Source organism: Amycolatopsis sp. WGS_07, from assembly GCF_045278895.1.
Lineage (GTDB): Bacteria > Actinomycetota > Actinomycetes > Mycobacteriales > Pseudonocardiaceae > Amycolatopsis.
In genome coordinates, this window is record NZ_CP136053.1 from 1185583 (window position 1) to 1199219 (window position 13637).

Annotated in this window: 14 protein-coding genes; 6 read left to right on the forward strand and 8 right to left on the reverse strand. The window is 68.8% G+C overall.

Translation table 11 applies throughout. The features are described from left to right. Positions 1 to 38: 38 nt before the first annotated feature. Both RPX00_RS05415 and RPX00_RS05420 read right to left on the reverse strand, forming a co-directional pair. Positions 39 to 914, reverse strand: coding sequence for a TIGR03620 family F420-dependent LLM class oxidoreductase (locus RPX00_RS05415; RefSeq protein ID WP_406638056.1), 876 nt, complete (start codon positions 912 to 914; stop codon positions 39 to 41). Between the two features lie 91 nt (positions 915 to 1005). Next, positions 1006 to 2187 (reverse strand): NADP-dependent malic enzyme, encoded by a 1182-nt coding sequence (locus RPX00_RS05420; protein WP_406642778.1) that lies wholly within the window; start codon positions 2185 to 2187, stop codon positions 1006 to 1008. Between the two features lie 373 nt (positions 2188 to 2560). On the opposite strand from RPX00_RS05420, the gene RPX00_RS05425 reads away from it, so the two are divergent. Continuing rightward, on the forward strand, positions 2561 to 3169 hold the full coding sequence (locus tag RPX00_RS05425; RefSeq protein WP_406638058.1) for a dTDP-4-dehydrorhamnose 3,5-epimerase family protein: 609 nt from the start codon (positions 2561 to 2563) through the stop codon (positions 3167 to 3169). Here RPX00_RS05425 and RPX00_RS05430 read toward each other — a convergent pair. Next, entirely contained in the window at positions 3166 to 4788 is a 1623-nt protein-coding gene (locus tag RPX00_RS05430) for a GMC oxidoreductase (protein WP_406638059.1), read from the reverse strand. The genes RPX00_RS05425 and RPX00_RS05430 overlap by 4 nt on opposite strands. Before the next feature lie 124 nt (positions 4789 to 4912). Beyond that, complete coding sequence (locus RPX00_RS05435; protein WP_406642780.1) at positions 4913 to 5389, reverse strand: hotdog fold domain-containing protein; 477 nt, start codon at positions 5387 to 5389, stop codon at positions 4913 to 4915. Between the two features lie 86 nt (positions 5390 to 5475). On the opposite strand from RPX00_RS05435, the gene RPX00_RS05440 reads away from it, so the two are divergent. Beyond that, on the forward strand, positions 5476 to 6066 hold the full coding sequence (locus RPX00_RS05440) for an acid phosphatase (protein WP_406638061.1): 591 nt from the start codon (positions 5476 to 5478) through the stop codon (positions 6064 to 6066). A gap of 1 nt (position 6067) precedes the next feature. Further along, positions 6068 to 6550, forward strand: a complete 483-nt coding sequence (locus tag RPX00_RS05445) for a GNAT family N-acetyltransferase (protein WP_009082938.1) — start codon at positions 6068 to 6070, stop codon at positions 6548 to 6550. A 50-nt stretch (positions 6551 to 6600) separates the two neighbouring features. Here RPX00_RS05445 and RPX00_RS05450 read toward each other — a convergent pair whose 3' ends face one another. Further along, positions 6601 to 8175 (reverse strand): alpha/beta hydrolase, encoded by a 1575-nt coding sequence (locus tag RPX00_RS05450; protein WP_406638063.1) that lies wholly within the window; start codon positions 8173 to 8175, stop codon positions 6601 to 6603. Between the two features lie 129 nt (positions 8176 to 8304). After that, positions 8305 to 8787, reverse strand: coding sequence for a hypothetical protein (locus RPX00_RS05455; RefSeq protein WP_406638064.1), 483 nt, complete (start codon positions 8785 to 8787; stop codon positions 8305 to 8307). Between the two features lie 333 nt (positions 8788 to 9120). On the opposite strand from RPX00_RS05455, the gene RPX00_RS05460 reads away from it, so the two are divergent. Together RPX00_RS05460 and RPX00_RS05465 are read left to right on the forward strand one after the other, a co-directional pair. Then, positions 9121 to 10047, forward strand: coding sequence for a diacylglycerol/lipid kinase family protein (locus RPX00_RS05460; RefSeq protein ID WP_406638066.1), 927 nt, complete (start codon positions 9121 to 9123; stop codon positions 10045 to 10047). A gap of 271 nt (positions 10048 to 10318) precedes the next feature. Beyond that, positions 10319 to 10573: a WhiB family transcriptional regulator gene (locus RPX00_RS05465; RefSeq protein ID WP_009082948.1), complete on the forward strand. Its 255-nt coding sequence runs from the start codon at positions 10319 to 10321 to the stop codon at positions 10571 to 10573. A gap of 257 nt (positions 10574 to 10830) precedes the next feature. Here RPX00_RS05465 and RPX00_RS05470 read toward each other — a convergent pair whose 3' ends face one another. Then, positions 10831 to 11790: a GNAT family N-acetyltransferase gene (locus RPX00_RS05470; protein WP_406638067.1), complete on the reverse strand. Its 960-nt coding sequence runs from the start codon at positions 11788 to 11790 to the stop codon at positions 10831 to 10833. Between the two features lie 45 nt (positions 11791 to 11835). Continuing rightward, entirely contained in the window at positions 11836 to 13356 is a 1521-nt protein-coding gene (locus RPX00_RS05475) for a sensor histidine kinase (RefSeq protein WP_406638069.1), read from the reverse strand. A 193-nt stretch (positions 13357 to 13549) separates the two neighbouring features. Here RPX00_RS05475 and RPX00_RS05480 point away from each other — a divergent pair, with 193 nt between their 5' ends. Continuing rightward, positions 13550 to 13624 (forward strand): 50S ribosomal protein bL37, encoded by a 75-nt coding sequence (locus tag RPX00_RS05480; protein WP_098515123.1) that lies wholly within the window; start codon positions 13550 to 13552, stop codon positions 13622 to 13624. Positions 13625 to 13637: the final 13 nt, after the last annotated feature.

Below are 13637 nucleotides of genomic sequence, written 5' to 3' on the forward strand. Positions count from 1 at the left end.
CCCCAAAGGCAATGTCGCCGCCAGGCGACGAGCAGCCCCTAAAACAACCCCCCAGCCAACTCCCGATAAACCCCCATCACCTCCTCGTCATAAACCTGCAACCGCACCCCCGGCAACCCCGGATGCGTCTGCCACTTCCCCGTAACCACCTGCACCACAACATGATCCGCCCCAGCCACCCGATGCTCCCCCAACCTCCGGACAACCGCAGCAACATCCCCCATCGCCACCAGCTCATCAATCAACCGATCAGACCCAGCCCCAGCCAAATCCACATCCGAATACCCCAACCGCCGCAAATTGCTCGTGTAATTCACCAACCCCAAATACGGATGCTCCACCCGAGGCCGAGCCACCTCCCGAGCCCGCACCGGATCCGCATTCAGCACCACCTTCTGCTCCGGAGCCACAAACCCCCCAGCCCCCAAAGCCACCCGAGCAAGACGCGTATGCGCGGGCGGCACCAAATAAGGCACCACCCCACCAGCCCGCTCCGCCGCCAACTCCAGCATCTTCGGCCCCAGCGCAGCCAGCACCCGCCCCGAAACCGGCACTCCACCCGCGTCCAGCCCGTCAAGGAACCGCCGGACCGCGTCCATCGGCCGCTCATACCCCGCCGAATGCTCCCGATGCCCAGCCCCGATCCCGAGCACAAACCGTCCAGGGAACCGCGAGATCACCCGCTGATACGAGGCCGCCAGCACCGACGGATCCCCCGACCACACGTTGACGATGCTCGACCCCACCACCAACGACTCGGTAGCCGCCAGCAGCTCGTCAATCCCGGCCAGGTCAACCCCGGGCCCGCCAAGCCACAGCCCGGAGTACCCCAGCTCCTCGAGAGAAGCCGCCATCGCCGGGGTAGTGAACACCCCGGCCTGCCAAACGCCGTACCCACGCAATCCGATCTTCATCAGACCACCGTGGCGCGCAAAAAATGGACCAGCAAGTCCAAAGAAGGGCTCCCCGGCAGCACAGCCGGGGAGCCCATCCCAAAGAAAACGCTCAGCCAGTCACGCCATCCTGCTCAGCCGCCTTCGCGACAGCCGCGGCCACCTCTGGTGCCACCCGCGGATCCAGCGGACTCGGCACGATCCGATCGCGTCCGAGGTCATCCGAAGCCACCGCCACGATCGCCTCGGCGGCGGCCAGCTTCATGTTCTCCGTGATCGCCCGCGCCCCCGCGTCCAGCGCCCCGCGGAACACCCCGGGGAACGCGAGCACGTTGTTGATCTGGTTCGGGAAGTCGCTCCGCCCGGTCGCGACGATCGCCGCGTGCTGCGCCGCGATCTCCGGGTGCACCTCCGGGTCCGGATTGGACAGCGCGAACACGATCGAGTCGTCCGCCATCGTCGACAGCAGCGAGGGGTCGATCGTCGCCCCGGACAGGCCGAGGAACACGTCCGCCCCGCGCAGCGCCTCGGCCAGGCCGCCGGTGAGCCCGGCCTTGTTCGTGGTCTCCACCAGCTGCCGCTTGATCGGGTTCAGGTCCTCGCGCCCCGCGTGCACGATGCCGCGCGAGTCGAGCACCGTCACGTCCGCGACGCCGGCCGCGAGCAGGATCTTCGCGCAGGCCACCCCGGCCGCGCCCGCACCGGACACCACGACCCGCTCGCCGGCGATGTCGCGGCCGAGCACCAGGTTCGCCCCGCGCAGCGCGGCGAGCGTGACGATCGCGGTGCCGTGCTGGTCGTCGTGCATGACCGGGCAGTCCAGCGCCTCCTTGAGCTTGTCCTCCAGCTCGAAGCAGCGCGGCGCGGAGATGTCTTCGAGGTTGACCGCGCCGAACGACGGGCGCAGCCGCACCAGGGTCTCGACGATCTCGTCGACGTCGGTGGTGTCGAGCACCAGCGGGATCGAGTCCAGCCCGCCGAAGGTCTTGAACAGGACCGACTTGCCCTCCATGACCGGCAGCGAGGCGCTCGCGCCGATGTCGCCGAGGCCGAGCACCGCGGTGCCGTCGCTGACCACTGCCACGAGCCGGTCCGCCCAGGTGTAGCGCTTCGCCTTGGCCGCGTCCTCGGCGATCGCGCGGCTCACCTTCGCCACGCCGGGCGTGTAGGCGATCGAAAGGTCGCGCGGGTCGGAGATCGGCCGGGTCGCCGCCACGGAGAGCTTGCCGCCCTCGTGCCCGGTGAAGATCTCGGCGTCGGTCACGGCCGCGACGGTGCTGGCCTGGTCGGTCATCGGGGTTCCTGTCGTGCGGATGACGGAAGCGGGCGGATGGGTCTGGGTCATCGAACGTACTCCTGGGACTGCGAGCGGGGGACCACCTGGTCGAACGGGCGAAGACGCACCCGTCGAGAGTGGGACTCGTCCTCCGGACGGCAGCCCAGCGCGGTAGCGCCGGCCTGTCGGCGAGGCGTCTCGACGGCCATCCGATCCGTGGGGTGTGGCGATGGCCGCGGACGCTGCGGTCCGCCAATCATGACAGGCCCCCGGTCGCACCCGACCCCTCGGTGCGGTTCAAGTCACAGATTCCCGATTCCCAAGACGTCCGTCCGGTTTTGGATGCAGTTCCGTTCCGGACCGGGAAATCGCACTCGATATGGTGACGGCCATGGACTTCCGCCCGCTCAAGGTCCCCGACGCTTTCGAGTTCGTCCCGCGCGTGTTCCCCGACGAACGCGGGCTGTTCGTCGCGCCGTTCCAGGAGGAGGCGATCGTCCGCGCGGCCGGGCACCCGCTGCGGGTCGCGCAGACGAACCACAGCGTTTCCCGCGCGGGCTCGATCCGCGGCGTGCACTTCGCCGACACCCCGCCCGGACAGGCGAAGTACGTCTACTGCCCGAGCGGTTCGCTGCTGGACGTGGTGGTCGACCTGCGCGTCGGCTCGCCGACGTTCGGCGAATGGGACTCGGTACGGCTCGATTCGGCCGAATTCCACGCGGTCTACGTAGCCGAAGGAATCGGGCACGCCTTCATCGCGCTGGAAGACAACACCGTGATGGCCTACCTCTGCTCGGAGCCGTACAACCCGGCCGGCGAGCACGGCGTCAACCCGCTCGACCCGGCATTGGACCTGCCTTGGCCAGCCGAACTGGCACCCATCGTGTCCGAAAAGGACAAAAATGCGCCGACCCTGGCCGAAGCGCTCGACCAGGGCCTGCTGCCGTCATACTCCGATTGTGTGGCGTACTACGAAAAGCTGCGGTCAGCGCACCGCTAGGCGCGCACGCCGTCCTCGGCGATGACCCGTTCGATATTGCGCTCGGCCAGCGCGGTGATCGTCACGAACGGGTTCACGCCGGTGCTGCCCGGAATCAGCGAACCGTCCATCACGTACAGGTTCCGGTACCCCTTCACGCGCCCGTAGTCGTCGGTCGCCTCGCCGAGCACCAATCCGCCAAGCGGGTGGTAGGTGAAGCGGTTCTCGAACGCCCGCGTGTCGCCGAAGAGGTCGTAGCGGTAGATCGTCGAGTTCGCCTTGTTGATCCGGTCGAACAACGACTTCGCCGCGTCGATCGAGCGCTGCCCCTGGTCCGGCGACCACTGCAGTTTCGCCGAATCGCTGGCCGCGTCGTAGGTGAAGTGGCCGCGTTCGGGGTTCTTGGTGATCGCGAGGTAGAGGCTCGCCCACGTTTCGAGCCCGGCGGGCACCGGCGCGATCTCGGCGAACACCGGATTCTCCGGGTTGTCCCAGTCGTCGATGCCGAGCGCGGGCATCCCGGCCTCCAGGCTGCCGGTCGTGTCCCACACGTGGTTGGCGCGACCGAGCATCACGTTGCCGTTGGTGCCCCAGCCCTGCCCGACCGCCTCGGACAGCCGCGGCAGCCGTCCGGTCTCGCGGGCGCGCACCAGCAGCTCGGTCGAGCCGAGGCTGCCCGCGCCGAGGAAGAGGTACTTAGTGGACAGATGCTTGGTGGCGAGCACGTTGCCGAGCGCGTCCGACTCGCGCACGACGAGCGTGTACGTGCCGTCCTGCTGCTGGATGATCTCGCGGACCTCGTGCAGCGTCTGGATCGTCACGTGCCCGGTGCCGAGCGCGGCGGCCAGATACGTCTTGTCCAGCGAGCGCTTGCCGGCGTTGTTGCCGTAGATGACCTCGGACGCCAGCGCCGAGCGTTCGACCGTGCCCGCCTCTTCCTTCTTCATGTACTCGAAGTCGTAGACGCTCGGCACGAACGTCGTTTTCAGCCCGGTTTTCTGCGCGGCTTTCCGGGAAACGCGCGCGAACTGGTAGGACTTGCAGGTCTCGAACCAGTCCGGGTCGATGTGGTTCACGCCGAGGCCCGCGTTGGCGCGCGGGTAGTACTTGCCGTACATCTCGTCGGCGTCCACGCGCGGCAGGATTTCCTCGAAGTACGACCGCTTCGGCTGCACCGCCATCGCGCCGTTCACCAGCGAGCCGCCGCCGACGCCGCGCCCGACGTACACCGACATCCCGCCGTAGTTCACCCGGTCCAGCACCCCGGCGTACGGATCGATGTCGTGGTTCGCGATGTCCAGCCACAGGAACGACGCGAGCGGCGCTTCAGTGCGCTTCTTGAACCACATCGACCGCCGGTCCGGCTTCAGCATGTCGCAGAAGACCTTGCCGTCCGGGCCCGGTTCGTTCCACAGCTGGCCCATTTCGAGCATCACCGTGGGCACGCCCGCCTCGCCGAGCCGCAGCGCGGTGACCGCCGCGCCGTACCCGGTGCCGATCACCACCGCGGGCGAGTAGTCCGGCAGCGGCGCAACGGTCGCGGCACGCGCGGTCGTCGCCGAAATGCTGGTCAGTCCGAGGGCCGCGGCGGAGTTCAGCGCGGCGAGGCCGAGAAATCGGCGACGGTTGAGGGAGGCCATGTCCGGCATGCTGACCTGCCCCCGAGCACCCTGGCAAGGCCAAAACGAACGCTATTCGCATTTGCCCAGTAAACGGTGTTAAGTTTCACTCGGCCGGGGGAACGCGAAGTACAGGTTTCCCCGGTCAGGCGGCTTTCCGGGGCGTGACCCACACCGTGATCGTCGCGGTGACCACCTCGGTCCCCCGCGAGTCCACGATCCGCACCGGAACCGGAAGATCGAAACCCTGGTCGCCGAACTCCGGAATCTCCGGCAATTCGGCGATCGCCCGCAGCCCGGTTTCGGCTTTCGCGACGTAGCTCACTTCCATGCCCTTGGGCAGCCACCGGTGCGTGGCCGGGACAGTGGCCTCGGCCAGCATGCCCATCGCGATCTCGGCCAGATTGCAGGCGGCGATCGCGTGGAAGGTGCGGATGTGGTTGTGCACACCCCACCACTTCGGCGCGGTCACCGAACAGTGGCCGGGGCGGATCTCCCGGATGGTCGGCAGCACGGTGCCGAAGTAGGGCACCCGCAGGCACATCGCGGCGGAAAACAGCTGCTTGCCGCCCGGTTTGGCGACCAGCTTGCGCCACAGCCCGTACGTCGACGGCGAACCCATCAGCACCTCCCAGGTGAAGTTACTCATGAGTAGCGAAGCACACGACGAGCCTGCCGGGCAAACCCGCCCCGGCTATATTCGGCCGCGTGGCACATCGGCTCTTTCTTCTCCGGCACGGCCAGACCGAATGGTCGTCGAACGGCAAGCACACCGGACGCACCGACATCCCGCTGACCCCGGCGGGCGAGGAACAGGCGCGCGCGGCGGGCGGCACCCTGCGAACCCTGCTCGGCGGGCCGGGGCTGGTCCTGTCCAGCCCGCGCGGCCGCGCGCTGCGCACGGCGGAACTCGCCGGCCTGCGCGTGGACGAGGTCACCGAGGACCTTGCCGAATGGGACTACGGCGACTACGAAGGCGTCACCACGCCGACGATCCGCGAAACGGTTCCGGATTGGACCGTCTGGACGCGCCCGATCCCCGGCGGCGAAAGCGCGCAGGACGTGCAGGCGCGCGCGGACAAGGTGCTCGACCGGGCCCGGCGCGAAATCGAGAACGGCGACGTCGTCCTCGTCGGGCACGGGCACTTCAGCCGCGTGCTCGTCGCGCGCTGGCTCGGCCTGCCCGGCACCGCGGGTGTCCACTTCGGACTGGACCCGGCCGGTCTCGCGGTGCTCGGCGACGAGCGCGGCGAACCGCAGATCGAGCACCTGAACCTGCTGCCCGCACTGGAGGGATGAAGTGACCGACCCCCGCGTACGGCGGATCCGGCCGGAAGACGTCGACGCCGTCGTGGAACTCGTCTACGCGCTGGCCGAGTACGAACGCGCCCCGCAGGAATGCCATCTCACCTCTGAGCAGCTGCACGGCGCGCTGTTCGGCGAGGCCCCGGCGCTGTTCGGCCACGTGGCCGAAGTGGACGGCGAGATCGCCGGATTCACCTTGTGGTTCTTGAACTTCTCCACCTGGCGCGGCACGCACGGGATCTACCTGGAGGACCTGTACGTCCGCGAGGAACAGCGCGGTTCGGGCCTCGGCAAGGTGCTCCTGGCGACGCTGGCCGCGGAGTGCGTGGACAAGGGCTACCACCGGCTGGAGTGGTCGGTGCTCAACTGGAACCCGGCGGTCGGGTTCTATCGGGCGCTGGGTGCGCTGCCGCAGGACGAGTGGTCGGTGTACCGGCTGACGGACGAGCCGTTGAAGGTGCTGGCCAAAGAGGCGTGAGTCGTGAGTGCTGATCACGGTTAGAACCGTGATCAGCGCTCACGAGCTTCTTACGGCAACGGCAGCCCCGGCAGGCTCTGATCCTCCGGCACCACCCCGTCGACCAGATACCGGTCAACCACCCCGTCCACCGCCTTATTGCCGCCGATCCCGTAAATCCCGTGGTCACCTTCCCCGGTCACGGTCAGCAGCCGCGAGTTCTGGAACGCGGCGTGCGCCTTCCGAGCCCCCTCGATCGGCGTGGCCGGGTCGTGCTCGGACTGGACGATCACTACCGGCGGCACGCCCTTGCCGTCCAGCACCGGCATCGGCCGCGGCTGGCCCGGCCAGAAGGCGCAGACCTGCAGTCCCATCCACAGCGAACTGTGCAGGGTCACGCCCTGGTCCAGGTATTCCTGCGACCGGCGGATCAACGACTGGCGGTTGCCCGTCCACGGCCCGTCATTGCACAGGGTCGTGATCAACGTCGACACCATCGCGTCGTCGGCGCCAGCCGTCCGCAGCGGATCGGCGTTCTTCGCCTCCGACAACGTCTTGCCGAGCGCCGCCCGCGCGTCGCCCTTCGCTTCCGCCGAAGCCCGCGCGTCGGTCAACGTCTTGACCTTGACCAGCGTCGAAGCGATCGTCGGGAACTGGCTCTTGGCCTTAAGCGCGCCGACGATGAAGGAGTCCAGCGCGACCGCGCTGATCTTCGTGCCGTTCACCTCGACCGGCTCGCGGGTCAGCGCGTACCGGACGCTCTCGTAGGTTTGCCGGGCCGCCTCGCCGCTGGTGCCGAAGTGGTACTTGGCGTCGTAGCGCGCCAGCCACGGCATGAAGTCCTGCCGCCAGCGGCGTTCGTAGCCCGCCGGCTGGAAGTCGAACGACTCTTGCCAACTGCCGGTGAACTCGGTCGAGGAATCCAGCACGAACCGGCCAGTGTGCTGCGGGAACTGCTGCGCGTAGTGCGCGCCGAGCCAGGTCCCCGCCGAGTACCCGATCCAGTTGATCCGGTCCCGGCCGAGCAGGGTCCGCAGCAGGTCGAGGTCGCGAACGTTCTGGAAGGTGCTGATCAGCTCCCCCAGCTCGCCCGCGGCCTGATGGCAGGCGGTCGCGGTGTAGCGGGTCGCGTCGACGATCTGGTTCAGATTGCGCGGATCCCGGTTTCGCGGGTCGAGATCGGCACCGGTGCCGACCGCCCCGCCGCAGGTGACGTTGGTGCTGCGACCGGTGCCGCGGGTGTCGATGCCGATGATTTCCTGGTGCTGGCGCAGCTTTTCCTGACCGCGCAGCATGACCGGGAACCAGCGGCCGGGACCGCCGGGCCCGCCCGGGTTGGTGAGCACCGAGGCCGTCGTCGGCCCGGTGGATTTGAGCCTGCTGATCGCGATGGTCAGGTACTGCCCGTCGTCCGGACGGTCCCAGTCGCGGGGCGTGCGATAGGCGGAGCATTCGAGCCCCGAGATGTCCGTCCCCGGCGGCAGGTCGGCCAGCTCGTCCGGGGCGCAGGCGTGCCAGTCCAGCGCCTGCCCGGCGTAGCGGGCCGGGACCTTGGCGGCATCGGGACTCGCCACCGCGGGCACCGCCCCGGCGAGCACCCCGCACAGAACCGCGGAGCCGGTCACGACGAGACGCAGTCTCCTCATGGGATTCCCCCTCTTCGGAATTCGGTTGTGCAGTCCCGATTCCATCGAGAGAGGGGCACCGCGACCAGTGCCGCCGCGTCACCTGCCCGCTATGACACGGCGTCACTGTCGCCGGACAGCCGTTGCGTGCTAGTCCTGTTCGTTGCGCTCCCGCTCGGCACGCCGCCCCGCGAGACCGCCGCGCTCGGCGGCCTCTTCCTCGGTCTCGTCGTCGTGCATCCCGAGCGCCCACGCCCGCGACGGACGGCGGAACAGCAGCACCAGCGCCGCCAGCCCGCACAACCCGATCGGCACGCCCCACACCGGCTGCCCGGACGGCCCGAGCAGGTACCAGCCGACCCCGATCAGCAGCAGCGCCACGACGACGCCGGGCGAACGCGCCCAGGTCTGGCCGAGCAGCAGCCCCACCGACGCGGCCAGGAAGATCAGCGCCAGCACCGCGTAGGTGCCGAACTCGGCCCAAACGTTGTTGCCGGGAATCGGCGGGTTCTGCAGCCCGTGCACCAGCAGCACCACGCCGAAGACCAGCAGCCCTACCCCGGGCAGTCCGGTCAGGACGCCGGCGAGCCGGACCTCGAACGGGGTGGGCGGCGGGTTCTCGGGGTGCGACACGGGCGCGTCCCTTTCAGCTCTTTCGGCGAACACAGCCACCCGACCAGCGCGAGTAACCGTGTGTGAGCACTACCGATCGTATGCCACCCGGTCGGCCGTTTTCCCGGGGCGGCGGCCCCGAGAAAATTGGGGCAGTCGTCGATGAGCGGGCGGTCGGCCCGGGTGCACTTGTCACGACGCGCGGAGCTTTCGCCGTCTGCAGAGGAGGACCGCCCGCCACAGGGTTGCCACAGGTCACCGAGCCAGGGACGGCGTGCGCAAGCGGCTGAGCTTCGCGTCACCATGTGGCGCTGGAGGTACGCCCGCCGGGCGAAAAGCACTTACTCTGCGGTAGTGCGCGCCATCCTCGTCGTGAACCCCCAGGCCACCTCGACCACCGCGGGTGGCCGGGACGTGCTGGCGCACGCGCTGGCCAGCCAGGTGAAGCTCGACGTCGTCGAAACCGACTACCGCGGGCACGCGCTCGCGGTGGCCCGTTCGGCGGCCCGCGACGGCTACGACCTAGTGGTGGCGCACGGCGGCGACGGCACGGTCAACGAGGTTGTCAACGGTCTCCTCGCCGATTCCGCGGGCGCTCCCGGACGCTCCGGGTCCGTCCCGATGCTCGGTGTCGTGCCGGGCGGCTCGGCCAACGTGTTCGCACGCGCGGTCGGCCTTCCCGCCGATCCGGTCGAGGCGACCCACCAACTGCTCACCGCGCTGGAAACCGAACGCACCCGGCGGATCGGCCTCGGGCTGGCCGACGGGCACTGGTTCACCTTCAACGCGGGGCTCGGCTGGGACGCCGACGTCGTCGGCCGCGTCGCGAAACGGCGCGGCAAGCAAACCAGCGCGAGCCTCTATCTCCGGGCCGCGGTGCGCTCCTACTTCCGCCCGCCGCTCGGGCGGCCCACCCTGACCGTCCGGATCCCGGGCGAGGAACCGGCCGAGGCGGTGACGGCGTTCGTGTCGAACACCGATCCGTGGACTTACCTCGGGGAACGTCCGGTCCACCTCAACCCCGGATGCTCGTTCGAGACCGGATTGGGCCTGTTCGCGTTGAACGGTCTGCGATTGCCCACCGTGTTCACGCATGTACGGCAAGCTCTCCTCACGGAGAGCGATCAGCACGGCCGCCGTCTGCTCCGCCGCGACGATGTGCCTCTGATCCGCATCGACGCTGCTGAACCGGTCAACTTCCAGGTCGACGGGGACCTCGTCGGCCAACGCACCCGGGTCGAGTTTCAGAGCGTTCCGGATGCACTCACCGTAGTCGCGTAACCGAGTGACCACTGATCGCCCGCGGCAAAGTGCACTCTGCCGCTCGGCGACGCAAACCCTCCGTTCACCGCACCGGCCTTCCGCCGAGCGGAGCTTTTCAGAACGAAACCGCAGGTCAGAGGCATAGCTCGGCCGGGTGAGCTGACTCACCGATCTTGTCGAAACCCTTGTCGAACGCGGTGCTTCGTGAAAGCATTCACAAGCACCCAAAAACACGACCGCCACTACTGTGGCGCGGCCCTCCCGCGTCACTGTGAAGGAGCTCACGAACATGGACTGGCGCCACGACGCGGCCTGCCGAGACGAGGACCCCGAGCTGTTCTTCCCGGTGGGAACCAGCGGTCCGGCTCTGCTGCAGGTCTCCGAGGCGAAGGCCGTGTGCCACCGCTGCCCCGCGGCTTCCGACTGCCTGGCCTGGGCTCTGGCCAGCGGCCAGGACGCCGGCGTCTGGGGCGGAATGAGCGAAGACGAGCGACGCGCGCTCAAGCGCCGCCGTACGCACATCGGCACGCGTACCACCGCCTGAGTCGTTACGACTCAGCTTCAGCACCCAGATTCACCAGCACCACCTCGGACCGGACTTTCGCCCGGCGGGCATTCGCGTGCCCGTGCCGCACATGGCGACACATACCCGGTTCGAGCGTAACAACAGAGGCTGGCTCCCCCGCACCCGGGTGCCGCCTCACCCAGGACTATCCAAGTCCTCCCGCGGAACGTTGAACGGGCCGGTACCGCTTTACGGGTACCGGCCCTTCAACGCGTCTGGCGTCCGATGTGGACACTTCAGGCTTCGAACACCCAGCGGACGTAGCGCATCTTCGGCGTGAATCCGGCGCGGGTGAACATCCCGGCCGAATCCGCCGGGCCGCCCGAATCGACGGACAGGCTGGCCTGGTCGTAACCGTGGTCCGCGGCGGCCCGCAGCGCGTGCGCGAGGACAGCGCTGCCGAGACCCTGTTTCCGGTAGCCGGGAATCGTGCCGATCAGCATGAAATGCGCGTCGCGAATGCCGGTCGTCGCGGTGTCGGCCGCCCAGGACATGGTCAGCACGAGGCTCACCGGAGTGCCGGTTGCCTTGTCCCGCAGGAGAAAACTGATCTCGGGCTGCATCGTGTGGTTGGCGAATTTGTTCTGCCACGCGTCCGTGGCGACCGGGGTCGCGCCCCAGTGGTCCTGATAGGACTCGTTGCGGACGAGCCGGAACTCCTCGTCGATCTCGGCCGACCACGGTTCGGCTTGAAATCCGGCCGGGAGGGCCGCGTCGCCGACGGTCCCGAGTGGACGTTCCAGGCGCTGGAAATAACGGGCGGGCGAAAAACCCTGCGCGCCAAAGAGTTCTGCCGTCCCGGCGATGTGCTCGGCCTTGTGGATGTCGACGGCGAGCTTCAGCGTCGGATGGTGCAGTTCATGCACCGTCTTCGCCCCCGCGATTCCCGCTTTCACCAGCCTAGTGCCGATTCCGCGGCGGCGATAGTCCGGATGAACCCCGCCGTCGAGGAAAACCCGATGGACCTTCTCCGGGTACTGCTTGTGCCGGGTCTTCATGTAGCCGATCATCCGGTCGCCGTCGAACGCGGCGAGACTCGCGCGTTCGAGATCGGAGAACGGGTCGTTCAGCTCTTGAAGGGTGTCGTCGGCGGTGTAGTTCTCGCCGATCTGGTCGACCACCTCGATGGCGTTGAGCAGATCGGCCGACGACTGGGCGTCCGCCTTCGTGAGCGGCCGCCACGTGACTTCAGACATGCGCCGGACAGTAATCCGGCGCGATCCGGGCTGTCTCCGGGTTTTCTAGAGCCGCCGGGACAACGGGATCCGCAGCGCCGCCTCGGTGCCCGGCACCCGGTTGCCTGCCGCGTCGGTCCGAACCTGGCGCAGCGAAAGCGACCCGCGCAGTTCCGATTCCACCAGCGTCCGGACGATCTGCAGCCCCAGCCCGTCGCTGCGCTCCAGCGAGAAACCGGACGGCAGGCCGCGGCCGTTGTCGCGGATCAGGATGTCCAGCCAGCGCGCGGACCGCTCCACGATCAGTTCGACCTTGCCCGGCCGGCCCTGCGGGAACGCGTGCTCGATCGCGTTCTGCACCAGCTCGGCCAGCACCATCACCAGCGGCGTCGCGATCTCGGCCACGACCACGCCGAACGAGCCCTTGCGGGTGAGCCCGACCTGCGATTCCGCGGTGGCGACCTCGCCGACCATCGGCAGCACGTTGTCGAGCAGCTTGTCCAGGTCCACGCGCTCGTCGACGGAGATCGACAGCGCCTCGTGCACCATCGCGATCGACGACACCCGCCGCACCGATTCGCCCAGCGCCAGCCGGGCCTCGTCGCTCGTGGTGCGCCGCGACTGCAGCCGCAGCAGCGCGGCGACGGTCTGCAGGTTGTTCTTCACCCGATGGTGGATCTCGCGGATCGTGGCGTCCTTCGACATCAGCGCGCGGTCGCGGCGCTTGACCTCGGTGACGTCGCGGACCAGCACCAACGCGCCCGCCGGCTGCCCGGCCGGACGCAGCGGCAGCGCACGGAAGAGCACCACCGCGCCGCGCTTGGAGTCGGCCTCGGTGCGGGTGGAGGGCTTGCCGTCGAGGGCCTCGATGATCCGGTGCGACACCTCGGTCGCGTCGAACGGGTCGCGGATCAGCGACCGGGTGAGCGGGGCGAGCCGCTGCCCGACGAGGTCGGATTCGTGGCCCATCCGGTGGTACGCGGACAGGCCGTTGGGGCTGGCGAACACGACGGTGCCCGCCTGGTCGAGCCGGACGAGACCGTCGCCGACGCGCGGGCTGGTGTGCGTGTCGGTCTGGTTGCCACCGGCCGGCGGGAAGGTGCCGTCCACGATCATCTGGCACAGGTCGCCCGCGCTGCCGAGGTAGGCGATCTCCAGCGGGCTCGGCACGCGCGGCGCGGCGAGGTTGGTCTCGCGGCTCAGCACGGCGATCACCTCGCCGCCGAAGCTCACCGGCACCGCTTCGCGGCGCATCGGCAGGTCGCGGTACCAATGCGGGTCTTCCTCACGGCAGATCTTCACCTCGCGCATGGCCTTGGCCAGCTGCGGATGCTCGTCCACGGTGAACCGGGTGCCGACGACGTCCTCGGGATGCGCGGTGGGCGCGGTGGTCGGCCGCGCGTGCGCGACGCACACGAAATCGCCGCCGTCGGGCTGGTGCTCCGCGGAAACCGGAACCCAGAGCAGGAAGTCGGCGAACGAAAGGTCGGCCAGCAGCTGCCACTCCGCGACGACGGTCTGCAGGTGGTCAGCGGCTTCGCCGGGCAGGCCGGTGTTCTCGGCGAGCAGGTCGGAGAGGGTCGACACGGCTACCGGCCGCCCTCGAGTGCGGTGAGTTCGTTCATGCCTGCGCACCTCCCTGAGTTCATCCAACCAGAGCGTACGGCGGGTGCCACCGAGGAGTCGCCTGGCCGCATGACACACTGGAACGGTTGACCCGTTCCCGGCCGGTGTGTCGAACCCCGCCCCGGGACACTCAGCGGACACCCGAGGAGAGAACATGTCGAAGCGCGCCCGCAAGCGTCGCGACCGCAAGAAGAACGGCGCCAACCACGGCAAGAAGCCCAACGCCTGAGTCCGCGCCCGGA

Excerpts from the sequence above, each read along its gene's own strand:
- RPX00_RS05465 (WP_009082948.1), top strand. The coding sequence starts at position 10,319 with ATGGACTGGCGCCACGACGCGGCCTGCCGAGACGAGGACCCCGAGCTG.
- RPX00_RS05430 (WP_406638059.1), bottom strand. The coding sequence starts at position 4,788 with ATGGCCTCCCTCAACCGTCGCCGATTTCTCGGCCTCGCCGCGCTGAAC.
- RPX00_RS05420 (WP_406642778.1), bottom strand. The coding sequence starts at position 2,187 with ATGACCGACCAGGCCAGCACCGTCGCGGCCGTGACCGACGCCGAGATC.
- RPX00_RS05425 (WP_406638058.1), top strand. The coding sequence starts at position 2,561 with ATGGACTTCCGCCCGCTCAAGGTCCCCGACGCTTTCGAGTTCGTCCCG.
- RPX00_RS05450 (WP_406638063.1), bottom strand. The coding sequence starts at position 8,175 with ATGAGGAGACTGCGTCTCGTCGTGACCGGCTCCGCGGTTCTGTGCGGG.
- RPX00_RS05470 (WP_406638067.1), bottom strand. The coding sequence starts at position 11,790 with ATGTCTGAAGTCACGTGGCGGCCGCTCACGAAGGCGGACGCCCAGTCG.
- RPX00_RS05415 (WP_406638056.1), bottom strand. The coding sequence starts at position 914 with ATGAAGATCGGATTGCGTGGGTACGGCGTTTGGCAGGCCGGGGTGTTC.
- RPX00_RS05435 (WP_406642780.1), bottom strand. The coding sequence starts at position 5,389 with ATGGGTTCGCCGTCGACGTACGGGCTGTGGCGCAAGCTGGTCGCCAAA.